The organism is Mesorhizobium sp. YR577 (assembly GCF_900116595.1).
In the GTDB taxonomy this organism is placed as follows: Bacteria; Pseudomonadota; Alphaproteobacteria; order Rhizobiales; family Rhizobiaceae; genus Mesorhizobium_M.
In genome coordinates this window covers 145,189-171,818 of record NZ_FPBI01000016.1, presented here as the reverse complement: position 1 = coordinate 171,818, position 26,630 = coordinate 145,189, and the positions used below count along the sequence as shown (strand labels likewise).

At 60.9% G+C, this 26,630-nt stretch carries 26 protein-coding genes; 12 read left to right on the top strand and 14 right to left on the bottom strand.

The features are described 5' to 3' along the window. Positions 1 to 258: 258 nt before the first annotated feature. The 9 genes from BM413_RS34025 to BM413_RS22665 form a co-directional block, all read right to left on the bottom strand. Positions 259 to 495: an SDR family oxidoreductase gene (locus BM413_RS34025; RefSeq protein ID WP_280141849.1), complete on the bottom strand. Its 237-nt coding sequence runs from the start codon at positions 493 to 495 to the stop codon at positions 259 to 261. Between the two features lie 103 nt (positions 496 to 598). Further along, the gene (locus BM413_RS22700; protein ID WP_091917132.1) at positions 599 to 1,273 is read right to left on the bottom strand and encodes an RraA family protein; all 675 of its coding nucleotides are present in this window, start codon (positions 1,271 to 1,273) and stop codon (positions 599 to 601) included. A gap of 11 nt (positions 1,274 to 1,284) precedes the next feature. Continuing rightward, positions 1,285 to 2,301: a hydroxyacid dehydrogenase gene (locus tag BM413_RS22695; protein ID WP_091917131.1), complete on the bottom strand. Its 1,017-nt coding sequence runs from the start codon at positions 2,299 to 2,301 to the stop codon at positions 1,285 to 1,287. After that, on the bottom strand, positions 2,294 to 3,169 hold the full coding sequence (locus tag BM413_RS22690; RefSeq protein ID WP_175544407.1) for an HpcH/HpaI aldolase/citrate lyase family protein: 876 nt from the start codon (positions 3,167 to 3,169) through the stop codon (positions 2,294 to 2,296). The genes BM413_RS22695 and BM413_RS22690 overlap by 8 nt, the downstream gene beginning before the upstream one ends. Next, entirely contained in the window at positions 3,166 to 4,389 is a 1,224-nt protein-coding gene (locus BM413_RS22685) for a CaiB/BaiF CoA transferase family protein (RefSeq protein WP_244537971.1), read from the bottom strand. The genes BM413_RS22690 and BM413_RS22685 overlap by 4 nt, the downstream gene beginning before the upstream one ends. A gap of 9 nt (positions 4,390 to 4,398) precedes the next feature. After that, positions 4,399 to 5,475 (bottom strand): ABC transporter ATP-binding protein, encoded by a 1,077-nt coding sequence (locus BM413_RS22680; protein ID WP_091917130.1) that lies wholly within the window; start codon positions 5,473 to 5,475, stop codon positions 4,399 to 4,401. Further along, the gene (locus tag BM413_RS22675) at positions 5,468 to 7,186 is read right to left on the bottom strand and encodes an ABC transporter permease (RefSeq protein ID WP_091917129.1); all 1,719 of its coding nucleotides are present in this window, start codon (positions 7,184 to 7,186) and stop codon (positions 5,468 to 5,470) included. The genes BM413_RS22680 and BM413_RS22675 overlap by 8 nt, the downstream gene beginning before the upstream one ends. A 66-nt stretch (positions 7,187 to 7,252) precedes the next feature. After that, a complete protein-coding gene (locus BM413_RS22670; protein WP_210188954.1) occupies positions 7,253 to 8,395 on the bottom strand; it encodes an ABC transporter substrate-binding protein in 1,143 nt (380 codons plus the stop codon). Beyond that, a complete protein-coding gene (locus BM413_RS22665) occupies positions 8,392 to 9,129 on the bottom strand; it encodes an IclR family transcriptional regulator (protein ID WP_091917128.1) in 738 nt (245 codons plus the stop codon). The genes BM413_RS22670 and BM413_RS22665 overlap by 4 nt, the downstream gene beginning before the upstream one ends. Before the next feature lie 224 nt (positions 9,130 to 9,353). Between BM413_RS22665 and BM413_RS22660 the strand changes: the two genes are divergently transcribed. Both BM413_RS22660 and BM413_RS22655 read left to right on the top strand, forming a co-directional pair. Continuing rightward, positions 9,354 to 10,238 (top strand): SMP-30/gluconolactonase/LRE family protein, encoded by an 885-nt coding sequence (locus BM413_RS22660; protein WP_244537970.1) that lies wholly within the window; start codon positions 9,354 to 9,356, stop codon positions 10,236 to 10,238. Beyond that, on the top strand, positions 10,235 to 11,098 hold the full coding sequence (locus BM413_RS22655; RefSeq protein WP_091917126.1) for an aldose 1-epimerase: 864 nt from the start codon (positions 10,235 to 10,237) through the stop codon (positions 11,096 to 11,098). The genes BM413_RS22660 and BM413_RS22655 overlap by 4 nt, the downstream gene beginning before the upstream one ends. Here the strand turns inward: BM413_RS22655 and BM413_RS22650 are convergent. From BM413_RS22650 to BM413_RS22635, 4 genes are read right to left on the bottom strand one after another with little or no spacing between them, the layout of a single operon-like run. Further along, entirely contained in the window at positions 11,095 to 11,844 is a 750-nt protein-coding gene (locus tag BM413_RS22650) for an SDR family NAD(P)-dependent oxidoreductase (protein WP_091917125.1), read from the bottom strand. The genes BM413_RS22655 and BM413_RS22650 overlap by 4 nt on opposite strands. Beyond that, positions 11,841 to 13,124 (bottom strand): TRAP transporter large permease, encoded by a 1,284-nt coding sequence (locus BM413_RS22645; RefSeq protein ID WP_175544406.1) that lies wholly within the window; start codon positions 13,122 to 13,124, stop codon positions 11,841 to 11,843. The genes BM413_RS22650 and BM413_RS22645 overlap by 4 nt, the downstream gene beginning before the upstream one ends. After that, positions 13,121 to 13,636, bottom strand: a complete 516-nt coding sequence (locus BM413_RS22640; protein WP_091917139.1) for a TRAP transporter small permease — start codon at positions 13,634 to 13,636, stop codon at positions 13,121 to 13,123. Before BM413_RS22640 ends, BM413_RS22645 begins: the two co-directional genes overlap by 4 nt. A 51-nt stretch (positions 13,637 to 13,687) precedes the next feature. Further along, positions 13,688 to 14,692 carry a TRAP transporter substrate-binding protein gene (locus BM413_RS22635; RefSeq protein WP_091917123.1) on the bottom strand — a complete coding sequence of 335 codons (1,005 nt, stop codon included), beginning with the start codon at positions 14,690 to 14,692 and terminating at the stop codon, positions 13,688 to 13,690. A 199-nt stretch (positions 14,693 to 14,891) separates the two neighbouring features. Here BM413_RS22635 and BM413_RS22630 point away from each other — a divergent pair, with 199 nt between their 5' ends. The 3 genes from BM413_RS22630 to BM413_RS22620 all read left to right on the top strand — a co-directional run bounded on the left by BM413_RS22630 (position 14,892) and on the right by BM413_RS22620 (position 17,291). Next, the gene (locus BM413_RS22630; protein WP_091917122.1) at positions 14,892 to 15,572 is read left to right on the top strand and encodes a GntR family transcriptional regulator; all 681 of its coding nucleotides are present in this window, start codon (positions 14,892 to 14,894) and stop codon (positions 15,570 to 15,572) included. Continuing rightward, on the top strand, positions 15,569 to 16,738 hold the full coding sequence (locus tag BM413_RS22625; RefSeq protein WP_091917121.1) for a mandelate racemase/muconate lactonizing enzyme family protein: 1,170 nt from the start codon (positions 15,569 to 15,571) through the stop codon (positions 16,736 to 16,738). Before BM413_RS22630 ends, BM413_RS22625 begins: the two co-directional genes overlap by 4 nt. Before the next feature lie 181 nt (positions 16,739 to 16,919). Continuing rightward, positions 16,920 to 17,291: a hypothetical protein gene (locus tag BM413_RS22620; RefSeq protein WP_091917138.1), complete on the top strand. Its 372-nt coding sequence runs from the start codon at positions 16,920 to 16,922 to the stop codon at positions 17,289 to 17,291. Between the two features lie 316 nt (positions 17,292 to 17,607). Here BM413_RS22620 and BM413_RS22615 read toward each other — a convergent pair whose 3' ends face one another. Continuing rightward, on the bottom strand, positions 17,608 to 18,564 hold the full coding sequence (locus tag BM413_RS22615; protein WP_091917120.1) for a LysR family transcriptional regulator: 957 nt from the start codon (positions 18,562 to 18,564) through the stop codon (positions 17,608 to 17,610). Between the two features lie 131 nt (positions 18,565 to 18,695). Between BM413_RS22615 and BM413_RS22610 the strand changes: the two genes are divergently transcribed. The 7 genes from BM413_RS22610 (at position 18,696) to BM413_RS22580 (ending at position 26,603) form a co-directional block, all read left to right on the top strand. Further along, positions 18,696 to 20,096 carry an amidase gene (locus BM413_RS22610; RefSeq protein WP_091917119.1) on the top strand — a complete coding sequence of 467 codons (1,401 nt, stop codon included), beginning with the start codon at positions 18,696 to 18,698 and terminating at the stop codon, positions 20,094 to 20,096. Positions 20,097 to 20,219: 123 nt separating this feature from the next. After that, complete coding sequence (locus BM413_RS22605) at positions 20,220 to 21,446, top strand: ABC transporter substrate-binding protein (RefSeq protein WP_244537969.1); 1,227 nt, start codon at positions 20,220 to 20,222, stop codon at positions 21,444 to 21,446. Positions 21,447 to 21,520: 74 nt separating this feature from the next. Next, positions 21,521 to 22,321, top strand: a complete 801-nt coding sequence (locus tag BM413_RS22600; RefSeq protein WP_091917117.1) for an ABC transporter ATP-binding protein — start codon at positions 21,521 to 21,523, stop codon at positions 22,319 to 22,321. After that, positions 22,318 to 23,043 (top strand): ABC transporter ATP-binding protein, encoded by a 726-nt coding sequence (locus tag BM413_RS22595; RefSeq protein WP_091917116.1) that lies wholly within the window; start codon positions 22,318 to 22,320, stop codon positions 23,041 to 23,043. The genes BM413_RS22600 and BM413_RS22595 overlap by 4 nt, the downstream gene beginning before the upstream one ends. A gap of 5 nt (positions 23,044 to 23,048) precedes the next feature. Continuing rightward, the gene (locus BM413_RS22590) at positions 23,049 to 23,936 is read left to right on the top strand and encodes a branched-chain amino acid ABC transporter permease (protein ID WP_091917115.1); all 888 of its coding nucleotides are present in this window, start codon (positions 23,049 to 23,051) and stop codon (positions 23,934 to 23,936) included. A gap of 7 nt (positions 23,937 to 23,943) precedes the next feature. Further along, positions 23,944 to 25,011 (top strand): branched-chain amino acid ABC transporter permease, encoded by a 1,068-nt coding sequence (locus BM413_RS22585; RefSeq protein WP_091917114.1) that lies wholly within the window; start codon positions 23,944 to 23,946, stop codon positions 25,009 to 25,011. Positions 25,012 to 25,019: 8 nt separating this feature from the next. Continuing rightward, complete coding sequence (locus tag BM413_RS22580) at positions 25,020 to 26,603, top strand: GMC family oxidoreductase (RefSeq protein WP_091917113.1); 1,584 nt, start codon at positions 25,020 to 25,022, stop codon at positions 26,601 to 26,603. Positions 26,604 to 26,630: the final 27 nt, after the last annotated feature.

The following is a 26,630-nucleotide window of genomic DNA, read 5'->3' as shown; positions in this document are numbered from 1 at the left end:
CGTCAGGCCAGGAACCCGAGTCACAAAGAACCACGGTCGATCAGCAGGCGAAACGCTTGTCACAAGCGCCATTGCCGCGCGAGCGGCTTAGTCCTTCCACGCAATCGACAGCTCTCGCCGCGCGTGCGCGTGTTCATCGATTGGCTCAGCAGGATTTTCGGCCAATACGCTTAGGCCGAGTTCGCTGGTCCAGACATCCTCCGGGCCCAATGGTTTTCCGTCGCACGAAACAAGGAATTTGTGTATGTCAGCAGGTAACTACGCCTCGCGGCATATGTAGCCACCGTCTATGGGCAGCGACACTCCCGTGATCATCGAAGCCGCATCGCTGAGAAGAAAGACAATCGGGGCGGCGATTTCCTCTAGCTGGCCCAGCGGCCGAGCGGCATCTGCTTCAAGAACGGCTCCGGAACGCCCAAACGTCTTCACGGCGCATTTACAAGAGGGAAACTGATCCCTACCCTCCAAGCGGGCTACAGGTATGATTGCTGGCATACCGAGTTGCCGATTATCCTCACAACGGACGTGCCGAAGCCATGCGCACGGAGATCGTCGGGCTTTTCGTTTCTGCTACACCGAAAAACTTGTTTTCACCCGATCATAGATAGACGCAGCCTTTCTGGGCGAGGACTTTGTCGATCCAGGACTTGTCTACAGCACCCTCTTCAGTCTGCTGCATTTGCAACTGCTCTGCCGCGTGCTTCTTGCGCGCTCCTGCCAGCACAGCTTCAAGATCGGCGCGTGCAACGCTGACCACCCCGTCCAGATCACCCAGAATAAGATCGCCTGGCTCAACGGTCATGCCGCAAAGGCTGATCGGCAGGCCGATTTCGCCGGGACCATCGCGATAGGGGCCGCGATGGGTGATGCCGAGCGCATAGACGGGCAAATTGCGTTCAAGAAAGGCTTCGGCGTCGCGGATCGCTCCATTGAGCACGAAGCCGGCGACTCCGCGCTGGATGGCGTGCGCCAGCATGAGTTCGCCCATCAGCGAGTTCGTCACGTCCCCGCCGGCATCGACGACAATGACGTCGCCGAGCTCGGCCATCTCGATAGCCTTGTGAATCATCAGATTGTCGCCCGGACGCGCTTTAACGGTGAGTGCAGCACCTGCGAGCACTCCGCTGCGGTGCATGGGGCGCAAATTGGCGCCGCCGGAAGCGAGACGGGACATGACATCGCTGACCACGGAAACGGGCAGCTTCGCGAAATCATCCACGAATGCACGGTCCAGACGGTTCCATTGGGTGCGAATACGAAAGCCGGCGGTCATGAGAAGTCCTTTCAGGAAGCGGAAAGTTCGGAGGCGAGCGCGAGCGAGCGCTGGTCTGGTGCGTTGCCGTCCAGAACCGAGATGATGTGACGCGCCGCAGTTTCAGCCATCTGGATGGCTGAGCCTTTTGTGACGCCAGCGACGTGCGGTGTGACGATCAGATTGTCGAGCGACCATAGCGGGCTGTCGGCAGGAGGCGGTTCGACGCTGAAGCTGTCGAGTGCCGCTCCGCCGATGCGCCTTTCGCGCAAAGCTTCGAGCAGTGCCGTCTCGTCGATAATGCCGCCCCGTGCAGTGTTCACCAGCAAGGCGTCCGGCTTCATTTGCGACAGGCGCTTAGCGTCGATCAGATTGCGTGTCTCGTTGGTCAGTGGGCAGTGAAGACTGACGATATCGGCACTCGTCAAAAGCTCATCGAGCCCGGCCGCAACCTCGAAGCCGGATTGACGCATGGAATCAGCTGAGGTCATAGGGTCGAGCACCAGAACACGCATGCCAAGCGCCTTGGCCAGCCGACCTGTCTCGCGCCCGATGGCACCGAAGCCGATAAGGCCGATGACGGAACCGGCTATGTCTCGACCTATGAAGGTGGGTTTTGGCCACGCGCCGCCTTTGATCGCGCGATCGAGCGGCGCGATCTGCTTCAGGAGCGTCAGCGCAAGCGAGATGGTATGTTCCGCCACCGCAAGCGCATTCGATCCCATGGAGCGCAAAACTGGTACGCCGCGCGCGGTCGCAGCGGCAATATCGACATTGTCAACGCCGACACCATGCTTCACGATGACCTTGAGCGCCGGCGAAGCGTTGATGACCTCGGCATTGATCTTGCCCTGCCGCACCATGATCGCATCGACGCCAAGCGTCGTGCAGCGCGCGGCGACCTCATCGGAACGCGTGTAGGGCGGCGAGAAATAGACGTCGATATCGTTGTCGTTCAGAAGCCTGATGGCGCTAGGAGCGATCTTGTCATGCGTGACCAGAATTTTGCGTCCTCGATTTCCCGTCGCGGACGGCGTGACGTCAGCCATGTGCAGTCTCCGAATTTTTATCAATGCTGTCTGCCAGCACGAGAATGGCCTGCGCGCGCGCGACGATCGGCGCATCGACAAAGTACCCATCGATGGTGTGCGCACCCTGGCCCACATCTGCCGCGATCTTGTCGGCGGCGATTACCTTGCGCGCCCAGTCGATCTCTTCCGGCGACGGCGAAAACGCGGCATTGAGTATGGGCACAACCGAAGGATGGATACAGCTTGCGCCATCGAAGCCGAACAACCTCGCCTCGTTTGCCGCATCGCGCATGCCGTCAAGATCGGCGTAATCGGCGACTGTTCGCAGGAGGCCGAAAGACAGAACGCCCGCTGCCTTTGCGGCGAGATGGATCAATTGCTTGGGCAGGTTCAGAACCTGCGGCAAGGGCTTCGCACCCATGCTGGTCGCCAGATCTTCGCCGCCGCCACTCAATGCGAAGACGCGCGCACCACGCCCGATCTCGGCTGCAGCAAACACACCGGCAGGTGACTCGATCAGCGGCACGAATACTGTCCGCTTGCGGCCGAGTTCACGTTCGATCGGCTCCAGATGCGTGGCCAATTGCTGAAGCAGTGCCCCAGTTTCGACCTTGGGCACATACAGTCCGAAGGAACCGGCGCGGCAGGCCGCTTCTGCATCGGCAAGCAGCCGTTCTTGGGTATTGTTGACCCGCACGAAAACCGGTGTGCCGGCCTTTCCAGCCAACGGAACGCTCTGCGCCAGTGCATCGCGAGCCTCTGTCTTCATCGAGGCCGCGACCGCATCCTCAAGATCGACGATGATCGCGTCGGCGCCGCGCGTGTGCGCCTTTTCGATGAAGCGCCGATTACTGCCCGGGACGTAAAGGAGCGAGCGGATGATCATGTTCCCTCCCCGCCGGCCAGGATCGATGCGATATCGCTTTCCGAAACGCCCGCTTCTTTCAAAATATCGCCCGTGTGTTGCCCGAGCGCAGGCGCCGGACGACGCCAGACGCCCGGTGTGCTAGAAAGGCGAGGGAGGATGTTGTGCATCGGCAACGTACCGTTGTCCTCATCCTCGACATCGACGATGATGCCGCGTTCGGCGAAGTGAGCATCCTCGGCGATGTCTGCAATATCGTAGACCGGGCCGACGGTTGCGCCTGCAGCGCGCATCGTTGCCAGGGCTTCGGCGCGGTCCCGCTCTTCGAACCAGCCTGCCACGGCGGCATCGACAAGATCCCTGTGCCTGACACGCTCGACATTCGTGAAAAAGCGTGGATCCGTCTTCATGTCGGGCCGACCGATAATGTCGAAAATCCGCATTGCGACAGTCTGCGTCGAGCCTGACAAGGCGGCGAACTTGCCGTCACGGCATTTGTAGACATTGCGCGGCGAGACGGTGTTCGACGCGCTGCCCGAACGCTCCTTGACCTTGCCGGTTACCTTGTAGATCGACGCCTCTGGTCCCAGAACGGCGAACATGGGCTCAAGCAGCGACAGATCGATGACCTGTCCACGCGACTGGCCCTTTTCGCGGGCCAGCAGCGCCATCGTCACTGCCTGCGCCCCGAAAATGCCGGAGATCATATCTGCCAATGCCAGCGGCGGGAGCACCGGCTCGCGATCGGGAAAGCCAGTGCGCGCGGCAAAGCCGCTCATCGCTTCGACCAGCGTGCCAAAGCCCGGATTTTGCGCGTAAGGACCAGTCTGTCCGAAACCGGATATGCGCACCACGATAAGATCAGGATTGATCGCGTGCAGGATTTCGGGCGCAAGCCCCATCTTTTCCAGAACGCCCGGCCTGTAATTCTCGATGAAGACATCCGCGCTCGGCAAAAGTGCTTTCAGCGCTGCCATCGCGACGGGCTCGCGCAAATTGAGCATCACCGAACGCTTGTTGCGGCCATAGGTCTTCCAGTGAAGGGACTGTCCCTCGTCCGTCCAATCGCGCAGCGGATCACCCACTGGCGGCTCGATCTTGATCACGTCCGCGCCGAAATCGGCAAGCTGAACGGACAGCATGTTGCCCGCGACCAGCCGGGACAGGTCCAGAACCCTGACATCGGAAAGCGGGCCTTTGGCGTCCAACGAAAAGCGTATCGTCTTCGAATGATCCATCATATCCTCGTCTCAGGCCGCGTCCGGCCTGTCGGCATAGACAGCGGTCGCTTCCGGTGGGATGCGCACATGGATCTTGCCCGGGGCCACATCGGCGTTCGTCACGATGCGCAATTCCGACCCGGCAACATCGACGGCGTATTGGTAGGTAGAGCCGAGATAGGTGCCACCGCCGATTTCGGTTTCCACAGTGTTGTCGGAAGCAACCGAGACGATTTCGACTCGCTCGGGCCGAATGGCGACGACCAAACTGCCGTCCGCGCCTGCTTTTCCGGGCGCGGTCTTCAGTCGTACGCCGTTTTTCAACTCCACGACATTATGGGTACTGCTTTCCTCGATAAGCTTTGCGTCGAGGAAGTTGGATGAGCCGATGAAGTCGGCGACAAAGGAATCGGTCGGTCGCTCGTAGATATCCTTCGGGCTGCCGAGCTGGCGCAGATTGCCCATGCTCATCACCGCGACGCGGTCCGACACCGCAAGAGCCTCCGACTGATCGTGCGTGACATAGATCGTCGTGATGTTGAGGCGCTCCTGGAGTTCGCGCAGCCAGACACGGGCGCGTTCGCGCAGCTTGGCGTCGAGATTGGACAAGGGCTCATCGAGAAGCAGTAGGCTCGGTCGATAGACCAGCGCCCGCGCGAGCGCCACGCGCTGTTGCTGCCCGCCCGACAATTCGAACGGATAGCGCTCTGCGTAAGGCAGCATTTCGACCAGCGACAAGGCTTCCTTGATGCGTTCGTCGCGCTCCGCCCTGCCCATCTTGCGCAGCTTGAGTGGGAAAGCGAGGTTTTCCGCGACCGTCATATGCGGCCAGAGCGCGTAGCTCTGGAAGACGAGGCCGATATTGCGATGCTCCGGCGGCACGACCGTGTTGGTTGCACTGTCGAACAGGATCTTGTCGCCAATGCGGATGGTGCCGGACGTCGCATGGTTCAGGCCGGCGATCGCAAACAGCGTCGTCGACTTGCCGCAGCCGGACGGGCCGAGCAGGGTCAGGAACTCCCCCGATGCGACGCTGATCGAGATGTTGTTAACGGCAGTGACGTTGTTGTAACGGATGGTCAGATTTTCGAGAATGAGATCAGCCATAGATCCGGGCTCCCAGAACGCGGCGTGCCAGGAAGACGAACACCGCTGTGATGATAACTTGGATGGTTGCAAGTGCGGATACGGGACCGTTGTCGCCTTGCGCCACAAGTTGCAGCATGGTCGTGCCGATGATTTCCGATCCGGGCTGGAACAGGAAAGCAGCCGTCACATATTCCTTGAAGAAGTGAATGAAGAGGAGCGCGAAGCATGAAAACAGCGCGGGCTTCAGGATCGGCATGATGATCCTCGTGACAGTAGTCCACCAGTCCGCGCCGGAGATGCGCGCGCCACGATCGAGTTCCTCCCCGATTTGCGAGAGGGCCGGCGAAATCGTGCCAAAGCCGACAGGGATGTAGCGCAGGATGAAGGCGACGATCAAAATCCAGATCGTTCCGCGTATCGCGTCAAGCCCGGGAAGCCATACGACGGCATAGAAGAACCCGAGACCAGCGATGATGCCGGGTACAGCGCGCGGAAAGAGCGCCAGATATTCGAGCGGGCGTCTAAAGCGGAACTCCGAACGACGGGCGACAAGGGCGATGATCGCAACGAAGAACGTACCAATCAAGGCGCCGATCAGCGATATGATGACCGAATTGTAGATCGACCGCATGTAGTTGGCCGATGCGAAGATCACGTCGAAATTCGCGGTGGTCAAAAGCTTCCAGAACGGTATCAGAGGCGTCAGGAAGCTCACCCCGGCGCGCAGGAAGATGCCGGCAAAGATGGTGATAATGGTGAAGAACACGAAAGAGAAAACGAGCGCAAATGCCGGCCAGCGCCATTGTCCAAGGTTCAGCAGCGCCGGACGGCTGGCCTTACCGCGAACGGTTACGAAACGGCCGCTTCCTCTGAGAAGGTAACCTTGCAGCCACACCAGAAAGGCAACGACAACCAGAAGCATGACAGCGACCGCGCCGACGATTCCGTATTCGGGACGCACAGCGGCGTTAATGCCCTTGTCGTACAGAAAGGTCGTGACGGTCTGGATTCCGCTCGGACCACCGAAAAGCAGAGGGATAGCCAGCATCTCGATGCCGATGACGAAATTCAGAACGGCCGAATAGATGATCGCCGGGCGCATCATCGGCACTGTGATGGACCAGAGCGCGCGGAATGGGCCTGCGCCGGCCGAACGGGCCGCATCTTCGAGCTGCGCGTCGGCTTTGGTGACGGCGCCGACGCACATCAGAAAGGCGAGCGGTGCCTGGCTGAGACCGGCGACGATGCCCATGCCGGTAAGCGAGTAGAGGTTCCACGGCACGACGCCGAACCACGAGCGCATGGCAAGGGTGATAAAGCCGGACGGCCCGTACATGGTGAACCAGCCGAAGGCGATGACGAGGTTGGAAACGAAAAGCGGCCAGACGAATATCTCGCCGATCCACTGGCGGCCCGGCAGATTGGTGCGGCCGATGATTACCGCCATGACCGCCCCGCAAACCTGCGCCACGATCATCGTCAGGACGGCGAAGAACAGCGTGTTGAAGACGACCTTCAGCATTCCCGCTTCCTGGAAAAGGCGCGTGAAATTGCCGAGCGTGGCTGCCGCATCGCTTGCGTAGAGAGGCTTGTCGAGAAACGCCTGGATGACGATCGGCGCGATGGGACCGATGACCAGCACGGCCGTCAGCAGCGATACGCCCCAGAAGATAAGGTTCGACCGGTCAAAGGACCGTGCGCGATCCTGTGTCATGGTGGTGTCAGACATATTGAATAATCCGTTTGCCGCAGGTCTGGATCGGGCAGCCATTTGCGGCTGCCCTTTCCAAGGGGCTTATTTGCCCTGCAGTGCAGCGTTCCACTTGGTCACGAAGTCGGAGGCGTCCTTGATGAGGCCTTCATCGAACCCGGCGACAATGAGATTGTCGGCGCCGATCTGCTCAGTAATGCCCTGATAGGTGTAGCGCACCGCAGCCTCGTCAACGTCGTCGCGGTAAGGCACCAACCCGCCCTTTCCGACCAGCGTCTGGCCGGCATTGCTGAGCGCGTAATCGACAAAGAGCTTGGCCGAGTTCGGATTGGCGGCATCCTTGGGAATGCCCATGCCGCGCAGCATCATGATGGTGCCGTCATCGGGAAACGAGAAGCCGAGGATTTCTCCGCCCGGCTGTTCCAGGCGCGGGAAGATGGTGATGCCCGAAACCGCGATGCCGACGACATATTCGCCTGTTGCGATCTTCTCGTTCATCGGCCCGCCGGAGGTCTCACCGCGGATCATCTTACCGATCTGGCGCAGATTGTTCCAGCCTTCGTCGCCCTTCTTGTTCATATAGCTGTACCAGGCGGCGAGGCCGAAGGAGTTGCGCGCGGCATCATATGTGGTGATCTTGCCGTCGAACATTTCCGGAGCTGCAACAGCATCTTCAACCAGCGATTTCATGCCGGTCGGGCGCTGTTCTTCCGGCAAAAGTGCTGCGTTGTAGGTGATGACCAGCGGGTCGGCCGAAAGCACGTTCACGCCGGGATAAGGATTGGAAAAATCCGGCAGCTTGGCGAGTTCCGGGCTCTTGTAGTCGAGCAGCTTGCCGCCCTCGACGCCGTAGCTTGCCCAGCGGTCGTTTGCGCCCGACACGAGGATATCGGCGGAACGCGAACCGCTTCCGGCTTCAGCTTCCCAGCGCGAATGCACGGTGCCGGAACCGAGATCCAGCGTCTCGACATTGATCCAGGGGTACTGCGCCTTGAAACCTGCGATTAGCGGCGCCCAGTTGTTGTCGGCCATGTTGGAGTAGATGACGACGCCCTTCTCCGCCCGCGATCCTTCGACGATGTCCTTGTATTCGGCCGGATAGTAGTCCGGCACGGCAGCCGTCTGCGCATGAGCGCCGCCGATGGCGATTGACGATACGGCGAGCGCAAGGGCGCTCGATCTGACGAAATTCAGCATGTGATCTATTCCTCCGGTTATCACATTCATTTTCTTTTCCGCTGGGCCACTTCGTTCGAAACGGCCCCGGCGACACTCACGACGGCATCCCTGATGCGATCGAGATCGGCGATAATCCGGTCGCGCGGACCGGAAATATTGATAGCGGCGACCGTGCGGCCATGCGCATCCCTGACGGGAGCGGCAATGCCGGCAGCACCTTCGACGACGCCGTTGAGATTGACGTAGTAGCCGTCTGCGCGCGCACCTTCGGTCGCAGCCAGAATGCCGGACCATTGGTCGGCAGGCACCTGCGCCTCGGTTAGATATCGCTCGAGGTCCTGCGGCGCGAAGTCCGCCAGCATCACCAGCCCGCTTGCAACCTGATGAGGCAGACGCGTCGGCACGATATCGCGGTCGTAGCGGATTTCGCGCTTGGGCAGGATCTTGTTCAGGTAGCGGATGCGCTGGTTGTCGAGCACGGCGACGAAACCGGTTTCCTCGATCGTCGCGACTGCGTCACGCAGATGGCGGTCGGCAAGGCGCAGGATCGTGCCCCACGTATCGCCACCGCCGAGCATCTCGCCGGGAAGCCTGACGAGCACGTAGCGATTATTGGGAAGTCTTTGAACATAGCCCCTGGCAACCAGAAGCCGCAGCAAGAGCAGCGCGCTGCTCTTGGGCACATCAAGCGCTTGCACGAAGTCGGTGTAGGTCACTGACGAGGTTGTCGTGGCGAACCACTCGACCGCGTCAAGAATACGTTCGGCGCCTCGTCCGCTCATGAACTCCTCCCAAGTTCAGTATATTGAACTAGTACAATATACTGATTACCTAAAACGAGAGGTCTTGCGAGTCAAGCCGGCATCATAAGAGGAGGAACTGTGTCCTTGGGTGGCATGACCACCAAAATCCTCGCACTGACCGATGCACTGGGCAGCCGGGTGGCAGATTGACAAGAACGGCGACCGAAGGCATTTATATTTGATCAAATATATAAGAGTTTATGATGATCACCTTTGCCGCCTTGGTTGGCCCGCCCGCCCCGATCCGAAAGCTTTTTGATGGCCTGCAATGGGCGGAGGGACCTGTGTGGGTTGCTCATGATCGACGGCTCTTGGTCAGTGACATTCCTGCCAATCGCATTTTGTCGTGGACCCCAGAAGCCGGTGTTTCGACCTATCGATCGGACTCCAACCGCGCAAATGGAAATGCGATCGACACGAAGGGGCGATTGGTAACCTGTGAACACGCCACTCGGCGTGTGACGCGGACCGAAGCGGACGGAACAATCACCGTCCTTGCCGACCGCTTCCAAGGCGCTCGCTTCAATTCACCCAACGATCTGATAGTGCTCCGCGATGGTACCGTCTTGTTCACGGACCCTGACTATGCCCTGCTCTCCAGGCTCTACATAATCGAGGGCACCCACGAGATCGGCGCCAATCATGTCTACCGCATCGACCCGGAGAGCGGCGCGGTGACGATCCTCCTGGCTGATTTCGACAAGCCCAACGGCCTGGCCGTTTCACCCGACGAAACCTTGCTTTATGTCGCCGACAGCGGCCGTACCCATCGCTTGAACGGTCCTCATCACGTGCGGACCTTCTCCCTTTCACCACGGTACGAACCGATGGAATGCGGGCCGACAATCGTAATCGCGCCGGGCGTGCCCGACGGGCTCAAGATCGACAGCTTAGGCAATCTCTGGATTTCGGCGCATGATGGCGTGCATTGCCACGCTCCTGACGGGCGGTTCCTTGGCAAGATTGACGTGCCCGAGATCGTCGCCAACCTTGCCTTCGGTGGCGATGGAGGCAACACGCTGTTCATCGCGGCTTCTGCCTCGGTTTACGCCAAAGATCTGAAGGTCAGAGGAGCGGGGTGGTCATGACGAAGGTCGACCGCTTACTCCATCTGGCCCACGGTCCGTTTGCGTGCACTCTCGATCCACAGATGGGCGGAGCGCTGCACAATCTCACTTATGCAGGCCGGCATTTCTTGCGGTCGGCATGGCGACCAGTCTCGGCCGCTGAAACCGCGTGCTTTGCAATGCTGCCGTTCTGCAACCGAGTCTCGGGCGAAGTCCGAATGAACGACAAAGCGTGGCCCATCGCCCCAAATTTCGGCACTCCGCCGGCCCCATGCCACGGCGATGGTTGGCAATCCGTCTGGAAAATCGACGAGTATTCGATCCACTCGGCACAGCTGTCGCTCGCCTCTCGGCACCCGCCGTTTGCCTATAATGCCAGCCAGACGCTCAACTTGAGCGACGAGGGTCTTCGTATGGAGCTTTCGATACGCAACGAGGCTGAGGAGGTCATGCCCTTCGGCCTGGGCTTTCATCCCTATTTCCCTGATCCGGACATGGCCACGCTCAAATTTACTGCGCATCGCATCTGGCTAGAGGGACCTGACCGGTTGCCAACCGAGCCCGTTTCCGTCCCACCCGAACTGGATCATGCGTCAGGTGGCCCAATCTCGCCGCACTGGCGAAACAATTCCTATGATGATTGGGCAGGGCTGGTGCAGATCGACTGGAGCGATGGACGTCGCCTGTCCATGCAGGCCGATGCGATCCTGTCGTTCCTCCATGTCTATCGTCCACCCGGCCAGCGATTCTTCTGTCTCGAACCGCAAACCCACGTCAGCGGAGCGATGGGCTGGGCGCATGGAGCCATGCACGGCATTGCGCAGTTGGCGCCGGGCGCCACCCTCCAGGCGGCCATCACGCTTTCCCCATCGTTGCCTTAACGCAGATAAAGGCCGCCATTGACGTCGAGGATGACGCCGGTCAGATAGGAAGCCTCGTCCGATGCTAGGTAGACGGCAGCGGCCCCGATATCGGCGACGCTGGCCAGCCGGCCGAGCGGCACCTGTGCTTCCAACGCCTTCACGCCCTCGGTTCCATGGGTGGAAAACAGCATGTCGGTTTCCACCAGCCCCGGGGCGATCGCATTGACGGTAATGCCCAGCGGAGCCGCCGTACGCGCCAGCGTACGCGTGAAGCCGTGTATACCGCTCTTGGATACTCCGTAGTGCAGGTGACCCTTGAGCGCTCCTTGATGCCCGACTACCGACCCAAGTTGGATTATCCGCCCACCGGGCCGGTGCCGCATTCGCTCCATCGCGCTACGCGAACACAGAAACGCACTGGTGAGATTAGCCGCAAGGATATCGTTCCAGCTGTCCAGCGTCATTTCGAAGATGGTTTCGGCCCGTGCCGCGCCGGCATTATTGACCAGAATGTCCAATGCGACACCCGCGCTGTCGAGCGCGGCAAAAACCTCTTTTACTTCGTGTTCCACCGTTAAGTCGGCGCCGAACACCGTGGCGTCCCCAAGCGTGTCCGCCAGCGCCTCGAGTTGCGCGCGGCTGGAGGCAAGGTCCACCAGTACCAGTTTCGCCCCAGCCGCATGAAAGGCCGTGGCGATGCCAGCTCCAATGCCGCGCGCGGCACCGGTCACCAATGCGGTTTTGCCATTGAGCCGGAAGTTCACTTAAGCACCCCTGGTAGCCACAGGGTCAAAGGAGGCCAGAACGCGACGATGACCGGCACCAAGGTCAGCACGCCGCACAACAACCAGACCAGCCGACCTTCTACCATATGCTTGACCCCTCCCGCCGTTTTGGCGACATAGAGCAGAACTCCAACGGGTGGGGTGATCCCGCCCACCATGACGCACAGGATCACTACCAGCGCCAACTGGATCTGATCCACCCCGAGCGCCGTCGCGACCGGCGCCATCACCGGCACCAGGATGATCAGGATCGCCAGCCCGTCAAGCGCCAGGCCAAGCAGCGTGACGATGACGATCACCACCAGCATCATGATGACTGCACTGCTCGATATCGCCTGGATGGCCGAGACCAGCGAAACCGGGAACTGGTCGATTGCCAGTATCCACGACAGGATGGAGGCTGGAGCTATGACCAGCAGAATTGCGGCACTCGACAAGGCAGCATTGGAAAATGCCTTGTAGAGCCGGGCCCACGTCAGATCACGATAGATCAAGGCCAGCACCAGGGCGAAGATCGAGGCGATTGCACCGGCCTCCGTGGCCGTGAACGCCCCCACGGCAATGCCTCGGAAGATGACAAGCGGCAGCAATAACGGCAGGGCCGCTCGTTTGAACACGCGCCACAGCTCGCCCCTTTCGCGCTTTGGCGAGCGCGCAAACCCCATGCGATGCGCAATGATTGAACTGGTGACCATCAGCGCTGCCGCAATCATCAGGCCCGGCAGGATGCCGGCCAGAAACAGGCTGGCGATGGAGACACCGCTGACCATGGTGGCATAGACGATCATGATGATACTGGGTGGGATTATCGGTCCCATGGTCGCGGCGGATGCGGTGATGGCAACCGAAAACTCGTCTCCATAACCAGCCTTGCGCATCGCCGGCACCATGACCTTGCCAAGGGTTGCGGCGTCGGCCATGGCAGAGCCGGAAATGCCCGACATGAAAACGCTGGCCAGGATTGTCACGTGCGCCAGCCCGCCGCGCAGGCGTCCGATCAGCACGGTGGCCAGGTCGATCAAGCGCTGCGTGATCGAGCTCGATCCCATCAGCTCGCCGGCCAGAATGAAAAGAGGAATCGCGAGAAGCGTGAAGCTATCAAGGGAGGCGACCATGCGCTGCGCTACGATATCGGCCGGCACGCGTCCATCTATGAGGATGGCGAGCAACGGCCCAAGTGTCATGGCGATGGCCACCGGCACGTTCAGAACGAGCAAGACTGCGAAGGCAAGAAAGACAGTAAGAGTGATGACGGTCAAAGCTGCAACTCCTCGTGCCGCCGGTCGACACCGGATTGGGGATCGGTAAAGGACACCAGGAGGCGCGCGATGGCATAGAGTGCGAGGATCGCAGCACCGACCGGAAGCGCCCCCGATATCCAGCCGGTGGAGATTTCCAGGGCCGCCGTATGCGCGTCGGCGGTGCGTGCCGTGAAGCTGCTGCCGACGATGACCATGGCTATGGCGAAGGCCAGTATGATCCCGTCGCCCAGCCTGTATAGCCAAAGCTTGCCGGTAAAGGGCAATCTGGTGGAGAGATAGTCGACACTATAATGAAGGCCCTGCTTGAGCGCCGGCCCCATCAACAGGAAGGCGGTCCAGACTAACAGATTTCGGGCGAGTTCCTCGGTCCACACCATGGGGATGCCGAAGACATAGCGGATCAACACCTGGAGCAATGCCACGCCGAACACGAGCACCATCAATAACACTCCGATATGCCGCAGCACGGCGTCGAGCCCTTCCAGGGCTCTCGTCAATATCTTTCTCATGATCGTCCTTTCGCGACGAAAGGCGGCAGCCGATCGCTGCCGCCCAAGTCTTCAAGCGGCTTGGATAAGGGCAACAAGATTGCTGGCGCCTGCAGTCTTGCCGGTTAGCCGGCCCCATACCGGCTCAACAGCTTTCCGCAGCTCTTCACGGTCGACCTGAAGCAGTTCGAGCCCGTTTTCCTTCAGTTGCACGGTCGCGGCGGCGTTGGCCCTCTTCATCTCCTCGCGCTCCCATAGGGTCGCGGTCATGATTGCCTTGGAGATCGTTGCCTGCTGCTCGGAGGTAAGACCCGTCCAGAAACTCTCCGATACGATGGGCGATCCGACAGTATTGATGTGCTGGGTCTGCGTGACGTATTTGCCAACTTCATAGAGCTTGCTGTTGATCATGCCTTCGGGCGTGGTTTCTACGCCATCGACCAGCCCGGTCTTCATCGCCGGATAGACCTCGCCCCACGGAACTGGCACTGGTGTGGCACCGAGCGCCTTGAACATTTCCACGAAGCTCGCGACCTCGGGGGAGCGGAACTTCAGGCCGGAAAAATCGCCGATTGCAGTAACCGGCTTGTCTATCGTCATCATGTCGCGGAACCCGATATGCAGCCAGGACAGCGGACGAAGACCTTGGCTGGCGACCAGCGCGTCACCCAGGGTTCTTGCGACGTCGCCATCGACCACGCGCTCTACGTGTTCCCAGTCTCGGAACACGAAGGGCAAGTCCATCACGGCATATTGCGGCACCAGGTTCGATAAATAGGGCGGATCGCCAAAACACATTTGCAGGGTTCCGAGCTTGACCTGCTCCAGCAATTCGCGCTGGCTGCCCAGTTGTGCGGCCGGATAATGGCGCACGGTGATCTCCCCGGCGCTGGCAGTTTCCACCGCGTTCTTGAACTGCAGGACGGTGTTGCTCAGCACCGAATCCACGGCGTTGTGGTCACCGAAATTGATCATTACGGGGGTTGCACCCCGCGCAATGTAAGGCATGGCCACAGCACCCATTGCGGCACCGGCCCCCAGCTGCAGGACTTTGCGGCGGGACATAGATAACGACATGGCAGGACTCCTCTCTGACCGACGGCTGAAGCGCCGTCATTCCTCCCGACGGTGCGGTTTTCTATAAACTGTATATTTGATCATATTTCAAGATAGAATATATTTGATCAGATTTTATTGGCGTGTTAGGTCGTTCGTAAGTGTGATGATCTCAACAGATCGTCGCCATTTGTCCTGTCCCGCCGCTGCGGAGTAATCGATGCCCAATCCTGATGACCGAAAAACGTCCATGTCGGAAACCACCACCGCCCGGGTGAAGGCCTCCATACGGCTGGATATTCTCGTGGGCGTGTTGCTCCCTGGGTCGCGCATAAAGCTGCAGGAACTGACCGATCGATACGAGATCAGCGCCATCCCGATCAGGGAGGCGGTGCGCGAATTGGCCGGCGAAGGCCTGGTAGAACTGCATGCGCATAAGGGCGCGGTGGTACGTGGAGTGGATATCCGCTTCGTACGCAATATGTACGACATCCGTTCGGCCCTCGAGCAGATGTTGGTCTCAGCTGCGGTTGAACGGCTAGATGCTGACGATATCGACGCTATCCGAACCGCTGCGGCGGACTATGAAACGGCGAGCAACGCCGGTGACGTGCAGGCGATGCTTGCTTCCAACGCCCGCCTGCACCGCACTATCAACACTGCCGCAGACAATCCCGAGGCGCTTCGCATTCTCGAACAGGGCTGGGAGCTGGTGCTGGCGCTGCGCTTCCGCTTCGGTTTCGGCGACGATCGCATCGTGACCATCCGCGAGGAGCACACGGCTCTGGTTGACGCCATCGAACGCCGCTCGATCGCCGACGCCGTGGCGATCACGCGGGCCCATTGCGAGAGCGCCTGTCGCGATCTCGTCCAGCAAATGAAAAAAGCAGAGTTTCAATGAAGATCGAGACCGTCAAGACCTTCGTTGTTGACGCCTATCGCGCCAACTATGTCTTCGTGAAGATCATTGCCGATGATGGCACATATGGCGTCGGAGAAGGCACGGTCGAACATCGCGAACAAGCCGTCGCGCATGCAATCGGCGAATTCGAGCCCCTGCTTCTCGGACGCGACCCATTCGCTACTGATGCGACAGTAGAGCTCCTCAGCCGCGACAGCTATTGGCGCACCGGCGTGGTGATCCGCAGCGCCATCGCCGCCATCGAGGCGGCCCTGCTCGATCTCAAGGGTAAAGCCCTTGGCGTGCCGGTTTACGAGCTGCTCGGCGGCAAGCAGCGAGACTGCGTGCCGGTGTACGGAAATGCCTGGTTTGCCGGCGCGCGTACCGCCGAAGACTTCGCCGAAAAAGCACGCCTTATCGTCGCCCAAGGTTGGCGCGCCCTCAAATGGGATCCGTTCGGTCAAAACTACCTGCGCCTGGAGCGGACCGAGCGAATGCGCGCGATCGGTATAGTGGAGGCGGTCCGCGCTGCCGTTGGCCTCGATGTCGAACTCATGATCGAAGGTCATGGACGGTTCGATGTCTCGACAGCTATCTCTGTCGCCAAGGATCTGGCTCCGTTCCGCCCCTACTGGTTTGAGGAGCCAATCCCACCCGAATCCATACCGGCACTCGCCGACGTTCGCTCCAAGTCACCTGTGCCTATTGCGGCCGGCGAGCGCTATTATGAAATCCAGCGCTTCCAGGAGCTGATTGCGGCGCACGCCGTCGACTATCTGCAACCCGACGTCAGCCATGTCGGTGGTCTTGCCGAAGCCAGGCGCATTGCTGCAATCGCCCACGCCCAATATCTGCCGATCTGCCCGCATAACCCGTTGGGGCCAATCGCCAATGCCATGACGCTGCATGTCGCCGCCTCTACGCCCAATTTTGCCTGGCTAGAAACCATGGTGTCCGACGTGTCATGGCGCTCGGAGATTGTGCGCGAACATGTCGTCATCAGGGACGGGCATATGGTCATTCCAACAACGCCAGGTCTGGGCATCGATATCAACGAAGACGCTTGCGCCGAGTACCCGCCGAAGCCTTACCTGCTGCGCCACTACAATGGCAGTCTGACCAACATACGTCCTGCCGCTTCAGTGCCGTTCTACCAAACAGCGTAAACAATGATTTTTGTCCCGAGGCCGCCAGTAGTGGAGCAGACTTTATTAGCGACCCTTCTGAAGTCGCAGTTGCGCATGCTGCGGACCTCCCCGGACGCTACTGCCAAGGTCGGGCGACACTGGCCGTTTGGTTGGGTGTCGACATCATGGGTTCACCAGAGGGAAGATCAGGATGTTCACAATGAAGAAGTTGGTTGTGCTGATTGTCGCCGCAGGAAGTGCCTTGGCCGGAGCGCTCGGGCAAGCTCATGCCGAGCCGCTGAAGACTATGGATGATGTCGGTGAAGCGCTTCAAGCCTGTTGGTCACCTCCAACGGGTATTTCGGGCGCATCCGTCACGTTGAGCTTCAGCTTCAAACGTGATGGTAGCCTGATCGGTCCACCGAAAACTACCGCCGTCAATGTCCAAGGTAGTGAGCAGGACCGGAAGACATTTGTCGATGCTGCAACCAAGGCAGTGGGAAGTTGCGTGCCTTTGGAACTCGCTTCGAGCCTTGCAAACGGCATTGCTGGTACCGTCTACACGATGGAGTTCACATCCGCCAATCGGTGAATCCTTTTGGCGGCGGTCGTGAGGTTGCGCCGAAAACTTTCGTGACACAGTTCCGTCTGGTCGCTCTCTCGTCGGTCCTGCCAGCAATCGCGCCAACTCCGCGCAAGCGCCCACAGCCGAACGGCATCAATTGCGTTTGCCTCCGTCGGCAAGGCCATCAGCGACGCAGTGCTCGAGGTGTTCGACGGCTTGATAGCTGAGTACTTTTCAGGGACGTGGTTCTCGGAGGGCTGCTGCCTTCTCTCGAAGCTGAATTTTCCGTGATCCAACTGACGACCAGCACAGTGCTTCACTATAGACCTACCGTCGTTCACAGTCAGCCGAACAACAGCGCGTCTTCGCGTTCCTTTATCGTCACGGAAAAGCGCGATGGCCCGATCTCTTTGAAAAATCGACGCAATATTTCAATAAAAAGCCGAACGAAAAGGGGTTTGGAACTTCCGTACAGATCGAGGACAATCAACGTCGGCGGTGGCAATTCATCGAGGATTGGGCGGCGAATGATCGTCTGACCGTCCACGGTCGCCCGGCCGATGGGGCGCATATTGAGGATGGACATGCCGAAGCCGGAGGCGACCGCCGAGCGTACGGTTTCATAGGATCGTGTGTGAAAGCGCACCTCGGGCCGCTTTGCGAGAATATCGAAGAGCGTGAGCAGGTATGTTGCCGTCTGCGGCATATCGAGCAGCACGAAGGGCCGTGTCGCGATGTCGGAAAGCCAGACCGCCTCCCGCGCCGCGAGCGGATCGTCGACATGCAGCACCGCATGGGCCGGAACCTTGCAGATCTTCGTCATCGTGCCGGTGGTGATCGGGCCGATGTCGTAGAGGATCGCAAGATCGATGATGCCTTCCGCAAGCCAAGTCTGTAACCGCACCTGATCGCCCTCGACAAGGTCGATCTCAACGTCGCCGACATTGTCGACATACATCCGCAGCATTTCGGGCATGAAGAGTGCGCCGAACGGCTCGAAACAGCCGATGCGCAGAACCTTTGGCACGCGGTCCGCAAGGTCACCGATCGCTCGATCGAATTCCGTGGAAGCTGACAGCATGATGCGGGCAGCGCTGATGAAGCGTTCGCCGGCAGGCGTGATCTGGACGCCGCGCGCCGGCCGCCGCTCGAAGATGCGTGCGCCCATTTCACCTTCGGCAAGTGTAATCGCGGCGAGGATGGACGACTGGGAGATGTGCAGCGCCTTCGACGCGGCGTGCACGCTGCCTAGGCTTGCCACTTCGCAGACATAGCGCAGTTGCCGGATCGTCAGGTTCATCGGCGGTTTGTTCCATAAAATGTAGAAACTTATGTGAGAGAATACATTTTGTGAAAGCGAAGGAAAGGTCCAGTCTGCTCCCCAACAAAGTAGGCCTGCCGCAGATCGGGCAAGGCCAGGGGAACGACAGAATGCCTTTTCACAACCCTCTCGAAGGAGCGGGCGAGCTGTGCCGCATGGATGCCGCTGTGCTGGCAAAGGCCTATCGCACGCGCTCCCTTTCGCCGGTCGAGGTCGCCAAGGCCGCGATGGACCGCGCGGAAGAGGTCAATATCGATCTCAACGCCTTTACCCATATCGATCGGGATGGAGCGCTTGCTGCCGCTGCCGCCTCCGAGCGGCGCTGGAAGGATGGCGCATCCCTTTCCGAGGTCGACGGCGTTCCGACCACACTGAAGGATATCGTTTGGGTGGAAGGCTGGAGCGTGCGCTACGGCAGCACCACCACGCCGGCGCAGCCTTACGCGGAAGACGCGCCCTCCGTCGCTCGGCTGCGCAAGGCGGGCGCGGTCTTCATCGCGCAGACCACCACTCCGGAGTTCGGCTGGAAGGCGGTCACCGACAGCGCGCTCTTCGGCGCAACCCGCAACCCCTGGAATAAGGCGAAGACACCAGGCGGTTCCTCCGGTGGGGCGGCCGTTGCCGCAGCCGTCGGCGCTGGTGTCTTCCATCTGGGCACAGATGGCGGCGGGTCGATCCGCATTCCGGCGTCCTTTACCGGCATTGTAGGCCACAAGCCTACCTTCGGTCGGGTTCCGGCCCACCCGCTGAGCGCCTTCGGCACGGTCGCCCATATCGGGCCGATGGCTAGAAGTGCAGCCGATGCCGCAACCATGCTGAAGACGATGTCCGGCCGGGATCTGCGGGACTGGAGCCAAGGTGCTGGAAAACTGGCACCGCTTGACCACGAAGTGCCGATCGACCTCTCAGGCAAGCGTATCGGCTACTGGTCGAAGCCGGCTTCCGGAACGCTCGATCCGGAGGTTGCCGGCGTCGTGGATGCCGCAGTCGCCAGATTGTCGGCCACAGGCGCGATCGTGCAGCCGGTCGACCTGCCGGCGGACAATCTACTCGACCTCTTTCACCATCATTGGTTCACGGGTGCGGCCGCGCGCCTCTCCACGATCCCCGATGCCGACCGCAAGGCCATCGATCCCGGCTTTCTGGAGGTCGCTCGCGCCGGTGCCGCCTACAGCTCGACGGATCTCGTTCTGGCGCAGGGAAGACGAGCGGAATACGGCGCAGCGATGGATCTCCTGCTCGTCGAGTACGATTTCCTCGTTTCGCCCGGAACGGCACTGCCGGCGTTCGATGCGGGGCTTGAGGTTCCGGCAGAAAGCGCGTTCGGCCGCTGGACCGAATGGGCCGGATTCGCCTTCCCTATCAACCTCAGCCAGCAACCAGCCTGCGTCGTGCCCTGCGGCCTCACCGCAGCGGGCCTTCCTATCGGCTTCCAGATCATTGGAGCGCGGGGCGATGACGCCCGCGTTCTTTCCGCAGCTGCCAGCCTGGAGGTAATTTTCTCCAGGTAAGCACCGATCGACGCATGACGAACACAACCAACCATAAAAGGGGTAACCGTTATGATGAATAGACGTGCAATGCTTCAGGGAGCTCTGGGAGCCGGCGCAGCCGGCGGGATGCTCCTTGCAGACATGAACAAGTCCGCCATGGCGCAGGGCGGCGAGACCATCCACGTCGGCGCGGCGCTGCCGATGTCCGGGTTCGCCGCTGCAGACGGCATCGAGTTCAAGAACGGGCTCGAACTGGCCGCAGCGGAAATCAACGCCGCGGGCGGCATTCTCGGTCGGCAGATAGAGCTTCACATCGAGGACACCAAGGAGCAGGGCGCCGACCTGGTTTCGCAGGCGATGCAGCGCCTTGTCGACCGCTACAACACGCCGGCGATCATTAACGGCTACAACCTCGGCACCAACATGATCGAGATGGATGTCGCTGCCGACAACGACATCATCATGATGCACTACAACACGCTCATCTCGCACAATGAGAAGTTCAAGACCGATCCGGAGCGGTACTACGGCTCCTTCCAGGGCGATCCGCCGGAATTCTGGTACGGCCCCGGCTGCCTCAACTTCCTGAAGACGCTTTCGGAAGGCGGCAAGTGGACCGCGCCGAACAAGAAGATCGCCATCATTCCCTCGGCCAACGAATATTCGATCGTCATCGCCAATGCAATCCGCGATCAGGCCAAGGATTTCGGCTTCGAAGTGAGCCTGTTCGAGACCGTGCCCTTCCCGACGAACCAGTGGGGCCCGACGCTCGCCAAGCTGCGCCAGGATCCGCCGGCGGCGATCATCGTCACCCACTTCCTGCCGCAGGATCTGGCCCAATTCATGGTGCAGTTCCTCGCGCAGCCGACAAACAGCCTGGTCTACATGCAGTACGGCCCGTCGCTTCCCGCCTTCCGCGAGATCGGCGGCCAGAATATCGACGGCGTCATCTATTCGACCGTTGTCGGCTGCCTGCCGGACGAGTTTTCGAAGCCGTATCGCGAATCCTATCGCGCGAAATTCGGACCGACTTCGGCCTACATCACCGGCTCGCAGACCTATGACGGTCTCTGGATGTGGGCTATCGCTGCGGCGATCGCCGGCGGTCCCGGCGAGCCCTTCAACAAGGAGCAGGTGGGCAAGGTTGCCGCCGTGATGCGGCGCAATGTCTATCGCGGCGTCAACGGCACCTACCGCGCCGACCCAGCGGGCCAGTCGGCCTATTGCTACCCGACGCAGGTCGCCGACCCGTCGCTCGGCATGCCGCACCAGTTCCTGCAGCACCAGGACTACAAGACCGATCCCAAGCTCATCGCCCCGGTGCTCTATGCGACCGATGAGTTCCTGTTGCCGCCCTGGATCAAGTAGGCAGACCGTCAGGACGCTGGACCTGCGCATCGGCCGGGACAACCGGCCGATGCCGATGAAGGAAGGAGCGGATCATGGAAAACGGCAGGACACCCTTGCTGGAATGCGAAAACGTCGTGAAGCGCTTCGGCTCGCTTTCTGCGGTCGACGGCATGGCGCTGACGGTGAACCCAGGCGAGATCGTCGGCATCGGCGGCCCGAACGGCGCAGGCAAGACGACCTTCTTCGACGTGGTGACGGGCGTGACGCCGGCTACGGAAGGCCGGATCGTCTTCGATGGCCACGATATTTCCGGGCTCGGGGCGGACAGGGTATGCCAGTACGGCATCGCCCGCACATTTCAGCTGAACGCCGCCTTCGAAAGCCTGACGGTGCGCGAGAACATCGACATCGCCGCCTATTTCGGCCGCAGCCGCCGCACAATTCCCGGCCTCAAACTCGGCAAGGACGTGCGCGAGCAGACGGACGAAGCGCTCGCCTTCGTCGGCCTTGCCGACAAGGCGGATGCGCCCGTGGCGCAGCTGCCGGTGCTCGACCGCAAGCTCCTGATGATTGCAGGTGCGATCGCCACCAAGCCAAAGCTGCTCTTCCTAGACGAGCCGGTCGGCGGGCTCAACACGACCGAAATCGACCATATCATCGGGCTCGTGGAACGGCTGAAGGCGGGCGGCCTCACCGTCGTGCTCATCGAACACGTCATGCGTTTCCTGCTGGCACTCTCCAGCCGAGTCCTCATCATGCATCACGGCAAGAAGATCTTCGAAGGGCCTCCGAACGAGGTTGCGGAAGACCCGGTCGTCGTCGAGACCTATCTCGGCGAGGGCACGCGCAAACGTCTCAAGACGTTTTTCTCGGAAGGCGAGGTGCAGGCATGAGCAATGCTGCCAAACCGCCCCTTCTCAGGCTCGCCAACGTGGTCTCCGGCTACAGTGAGCTGAAAGTCCTCAAGGGCATCTCGTTCGACGTCGCGGCCGGTGATTTCATTACCGTGGTCGGCCCCAACGGCCATGGCAAGTCGACGCTGCTCAAGACGATTTCCGGCCTCGTGCCGCTGACGTCCGGCGCGATCAGCATCAATGGCGGGCCGACGCTCGCCAAGCCGCACGCGATCGCCGCGCTCGGAATTGCCCATGTGCCACAGGGCGACATGCTATTCCCGGAGATGAGCGTTCTGGAAAACCTGCTGATGGGCGCTTACCTTGCGCCGTCGAAGGCGGAGATCGATCGCCGGCTCGACGAAGTCTACGCGCTCCTGCCAAAGCTTTCCGACCGGCGCAACCAGATCGCCTCGTCGCTTTCCGGCGGCGAGCGCCGCATGGTCGGCATCGGGCGCGGCCTTATGATGGGCGGGCAAATCCTCCTGATCGACGAACCTTCGCTTGGCTTAGCACCCCTCATCATCGAGCAGATCTACGGCGTCATCGCGGAACTCTCGAAGAGTGGGCGCACCATCCTTCTCGTGGAGGAAAACCCGGCCCGCGTCGCCGATCTTGCGAACCACCTCCACCTGCTCGACGACGGCGCGATCGTGTGGTCCGGCCCACCCGCCGAACTTCTCGCCCGTGACGAGCTCCTGACAACCTATCTCGGAGGCTGACGATCATGCTCGACACCCTCATCGCCATCCTCATTGCCGGCTTCACGACGGGTGCGCTCTACGCGCTCGCGACCGTCGGTCTGTCCCTTGTCTGGGGCTCGATGGGCATGTTGAACATGGCGCATGCCGCCATGCTGACGCTCGGAGGTTATTCGGCCTATACGTTCTCCACCGCGCTCGGCCTGCCGGTCTTCGTCGGCTTCACGGGCGCCATCGTCGTCGGCGCCATTGCCGGCGGGTTGCTCTACATCCTGATCGTGCGCAACCTGTTGAAGAACGACAAGGCGACGTTCGAATCCAACGTCATGATCGCCACTGTCGGCATCGGCATCGCACTCGAAAACACCATCCTGCTCACCTACGGCGGCCAGCCGCTGAAGCAGCCGATCTCGGCAACGGGATCGCTCGTCCTCGGGCCGGTCAGCCTGCCCTACCAGAACATGCTGATCGTCTTCGTCGTCATAGTGCTGATGGCGGTCATTGCGCTGCTGCTGGGCCGAACGCGCATGGGCCGCGCCATCCGCGCGACGGCGCAGAACCGCGACGCCGCGCAGCTGATGGGCGTCGCCGTCAACCGCGTCTATTTCCAGGTGCTAGTGCTGTCGGGCGCCATTGCCGGCGTCTGCGGCGTGATGGTGAGTTCCATGACGCAGCTATCACCACCGCTCGGCAACGACCCCATGCTGAAAGCCTTCATCATGTGCGTGGTCGCCGGCCTCGGCAACCTGCCGGGTGCGGTCGCAGCCGCCTTCGGCCTCGCGCTGCTCGAAGCCTTCGTCCAGTACGTCGCAGGCGCGCGCTGGGGTTTCCCGACGCTGCTCTTCGTCGTGATCGCCGTTCTGATCTGGCGACCCGCCGGCTTCTTCGGCCGGGTCCAGATCAGTCGCATGTGAGGCAGCCATGACCCAGATTTCAAGATCCAAAGGCATTTCCGGCTCAGCCCGCCTCGACCTCCTCGTCAGCCTGCTGCTCATCACAGCCGCCGTGGCGCTGCCCTTCATGGTCGACAGCCGCTACGTGCTCGGCCAGATCGTGCTGGCGCTGTTCTATGCCACCATCGCCTCGCAGTGGAACCTGCTGTTCGGCTTTGCCGGCATCTTCTCGCTGGCCCAGATGGCGATGTTCGCTTTTGGCGGCTACGTCACCGCGATGATCTGCTTCTACTTCGGCTGGAATGTCTGGGCGGCACTGCTGCCCGGCGCGCTTGCCACCGTCGTCTTCTCTCTGGTCGTCGGGCTTGCCTGCCTTCGTCTTACCGGCGTCTACGTCGCGCTGCTCACCCTTGCGATCGCGCAGACCATGTATCTGCTGATCGTCACCGATACCGAATGCTTCACCATGGTGGGTTCGATATGCCGGCAGTTCACCGGCGGCGCCGTCGGCTTCGCCCGCTTCGGTGATCTCGGCACGAGGGCGCTTTTGAAAGGCCAATGGCTGGTCGGCAACTACGCGATCATCGCCACCCTCTTCACTGTTACGATGATCGTCACCTACATCATTGTCAAAAGCCCGATCGGGCTCGCCTTCAAGGCATTGAAGGACAATCCGGGCTATGCGGTGGCGCGGGGCGTCAATCGCTTCCAGGCGCAGCTTCTGGTGTTCGGCATCTCGGCCTTCTTCACCGGCCTTGCCGGGGGCTTCTACGCCGCGCATTTCCAGGCCATCGGCCCGGGCATCCTGTCGATGTCGCAGCTGATGTTCATCATAGCGATCACGGTCGTCGGCGGCGTGGGTACGTTCTGGGGACCGCTCGTCGGCACCATCGTGCTGGTCGGCGCGGACGAGTTGATGCGGGAAGTGGGCGAGTTCCGCACGCTCGGCCTCGGTCTCATCATAGCGTTGTCGATTCTGCTCATGCCGAAGGGCCTTGTCGGCCGGGCCGGCGATCTCGCGCGTTGGCTGCGTCATCGCAATATTGCGGGCCCCGGGACCAAACTTCAGGAAAATCAGGCCGCGGCCGGGGAGTGAGGAGTATCATGTTCGACACGATCATCATCGGCGCCGGCTCGGCCGGCTGCGTGCTCGCAAACCGGCTGAGTGCCGACCCTGACCGCAAGGTCCTCGTGCTCGAGGCGGGACGGGCGGCACCCATGGCCTCCGACATTCCGTCCGACTGGGTGACCATGTTCAACACGGGATCGGACTGGGGCTATTACACGGAGCCGCAGGCAGGCTGCCGCGGACGCCGCATCTTCTGGCCGCGCGGCAAGATGATCGGCGGCTCGGGCGCCCTCAACGCGATGATCTATATTCGCGGCCTGGCCTCCGACTATGACGCATGGGAAGCGATGGGGTGCGCTGGCTGGGGCTGGAAGGACGTCTTCCCGGTCTTCCTCCAGTCCGAAGCCAATGCCGACATCAAAGACAGTCCCTACCACGGCAATGACGGTCCCCTGCACATCGGCAACGTGCCCTATGTCGACAGATACGAGCGGATGTGGATCGAGGCGGCGGAAGCTGCAGGCTATCCCTACAATGCCGACTACAACGGCGTAACGCAGGAAGGCGTCGGCCTCTTTCAGTTCACCATCAAGAACGGAGAACGCTGGGGCACCGGGAAAGCCTATTTGCGTCCAGCGCTGGAACGCCCCAACCTGACGATGAAGGCCGGTGTACTCGTCACCGGGCTCATCATCGAGAACGGCCGCGTAAAGGGCGTCAAGTATCTCATCGATGGCGTGCCGGAAACGGCCGATGCGGACAGTGAGGTCGTTCTCTCCTCCGGGGCCATCGGGTCGTGCCAGCTCCTCATGCTATCGGGCATCGGTCCCGCCGACGAACTGAAAGCCGTCGGCATCAATCCCGTTCATGACCTTCCGGGCGTCGGCAAGGATTTGCAGGACCACCTAAATATCCCGATCACCTTCTACACCAAGGAAGCGCTCGGCATCGGCGCCTGGACGGACGAGATTATCGCCGACAGCCTCGAGGAATGGCGCGACCGGCGCACCGGGATACGCACCTCGCCCTGGGTCGCGTCCGGCGGTCATGTGTGCAGCCGGCTCGGCGTCGAGCCCGATTTGCAGCTCTACGGAGCGATCAGCCCGCACCGCGACTATGCCCGCTTTCTCGGTGGCCAGTCGGGCATCACGACGCATTCCACTCTCCAGCGGCCAAACAGCCGCGGCGAAATCAAATTGCGCTCGGCGAACCCGATCGAATATCCGTCGATCGACCCTAAATATTTCGTCAGCGATCCGGAAGGCCTCGACCTTGCGACCATGGTGGAAGGCATCAAGATCAACCGCCGCATCATGGGCCAGTCGCCGATCCGGGAGCTCGTCGACTACGAAGTAAGCCCCAGTGCGGAGTGCAGGACGGACGACGAGATAGCCAACTATGTCCGCAGCCATATGACGACGCTCTACCACCCGTCGTCGAGCTGCCGCATGGGCACGGACGCTATGGCCGTCACCGATCCCGCGACGCTGAAGGTCCGCGGTCTCGAAGGCATCCGCGTCGCAGACGCATCCGTCATCCCGAAAATGGTTTCCGGCAACCTGAACGCACCGACCATCATGGTCGCCGAGCGCGCCGCCCGGATGATCCTCGCCGGTTGAGGCGAAACGGCAATTGAAATGGAGCAG

Bases quoted from the DNA above. Each gene is read 5' to 3' on its own strand.
- BM413_RS22585 (WP_091917114.1), top strand. From the start codon at position 23,944: ATGACCCAGATTTCAAGATCCAAAGGCATTTCCGGCTCAGCCCGCCTC.
- BM413_RS22675 (WP_091917129.1), bottom strand. From the start codon at position 7,186: ATGTCTGACACCACCATGACACAGGATCGCGCACGGTCCTTTGACCGG.
- BM413_RS22610 (WP_091917119.1), top strand. From the start codon at position 18,696: ATGCCTTTTCACAACCCTCTCGAAGGAGCGGGCGAGCTGTGCCGCATG.
- BM413_RS22625 (WP_091917121.1), top strand. From the start codon at position 15,569: ATGAAGATCGAGACCGTCAAGACCTTCGTTGTTGACGCCTATCGCGCC.
- BM413_RS22670 (WP_210188954.1), bottom strand. From the start codon at position 8,395: ATGAATGTGATAACCGGAGGAATAGATCACATGCTGAATTTCGTCAGA.
- BM413_RS22660 (WP_244537970.1), top strand. From the start codon at position 9,354: ATGATCACCTTTGCCGCCTTGGTTGGCCCGCCCGCCCCGATCCGAAAG.
- BM413_RS22620 (WP_091917138.1), top strand. From the start codon at position 16,920: ATGAAGAAGTTGGTTGTGCTGATTGTCGCCGCAGGAAGTGCCTTGGCC.
- BM413_RS22700 (WP_091917132.1), bottom strand. From the start codon at position 1,273: ATGACCGCCGGCTTTCGTATTCGCACCCAATGGAACCGTCTGGACCGT.
- BM413_RS22690 (WP_175544407.1), bottom strand. From the start codon at position 3,169: ATGATCATCCGCTCGCTCCTTTACGTCCCGGGCAGTAATCGGCGCTTC.
- BM413_RS22695 (WP_091917131.1), bottom strand. From the start codon at position 2,301: ATGGCTGACGTCACGCCGTCCGCGACGGGAAATCGAGGACGCAAAATT.
- BM413_RS22640 (WP_091917139.1), bottom strand. From the start codon at position 13,636: ATGAGAAAGATATTGACGAGAGCCCTGGAAGGGCTCGACGCCGTGCTG.
- BM413_RS22580 (WP_091917113.1), top strand. From the start codon at position 25,020: ATGTTCGACACGATCATCATCGGCGCCGGCTCGGCCGGCTGCGTGCTC.
- BM413_RS22665 (WP_091917128.1), bottom strand. From the start codon at position 9,129: ATGAGCGGACGAGGCGCCGAACGTATTCTTGACGCGGTCGAGTGGTTC.
- BM413_RS22595 (WP_091917116.1), top strand. From the start codon at position 22,318: ATGAGCAATGCTGCCAAACCGCCCCTTCTCAGGCTCGCCAACGTGGTC.
- BM413_RS22605 (WP_244537969.1), top strand. From the start codon at position 20,220: ATGAACAAGTCCGCCATGGCGCAGGGCGGCGAGACCATCCACGTCGGC.
- BM413_RS22655 (WP_091917126.1), top strand. From the start codon at position 10,235: ATGACGAAGGTCGACCGCTTACTCCATCTGGCCCACGGTCCGTTTGCG.
- BM413_RS22590 (WP_091917115.1), top strand. From the start codon at position 23,049: ATGCTCGACACCCTCATCGCCATCCTCATTGCCGGCTTCACGACGGGT.
- BM413_RS22630 (WP_091917122.1), top strand. From the start codon at position 14,892: ATGCCCAATCCTGATGACCGAAAAACGTCCATGTCGGAAACCACCACC.
- BM413_RS22600 (WP_091917117.1), top strand. From the start codon at position 21,521: ATGGAAAACGGCAGGACACCCTTGCTGGAATGCGAAAACGTCGTGAAG.
- BM413_RS22635 (WP_091917123.1), bottom strand. From the start codon at position 14,692: ATGTCGTTATCTATGTCCCGCCGCAAAGTCCTGCAGCTGGGGGCCGGT.
- BM413_RS22680 (WP_091917130.1), bottom strand. From the start codon at position 5,475: ATGGCTGATCTCATTCTCGAAAATCTGACCATCCGTTACAACAACGTC.
- BM413_RS22685 (WP_244537971.1), bottom strand. From the start codon at position 4,389: ATGATGGATCATTCGAAGACGATACGCTTTTCGTTGGACGCCAAAGGC.
- BM413_RS34025 (WP_280141849.1), bottom strand. From the start codon at position 495: ATGCCAGCAATCATACCTGTAGCCCGCTTGGAGGGTAGGGATCAGTTT.
- BM413_RS22615 (WP_091917120.1), bottom strand. From the start codon at position 18,564: ATGAACCTGACGATCCGGCAACTGCGCTATGTCTGCGAAGTGGCAAGC.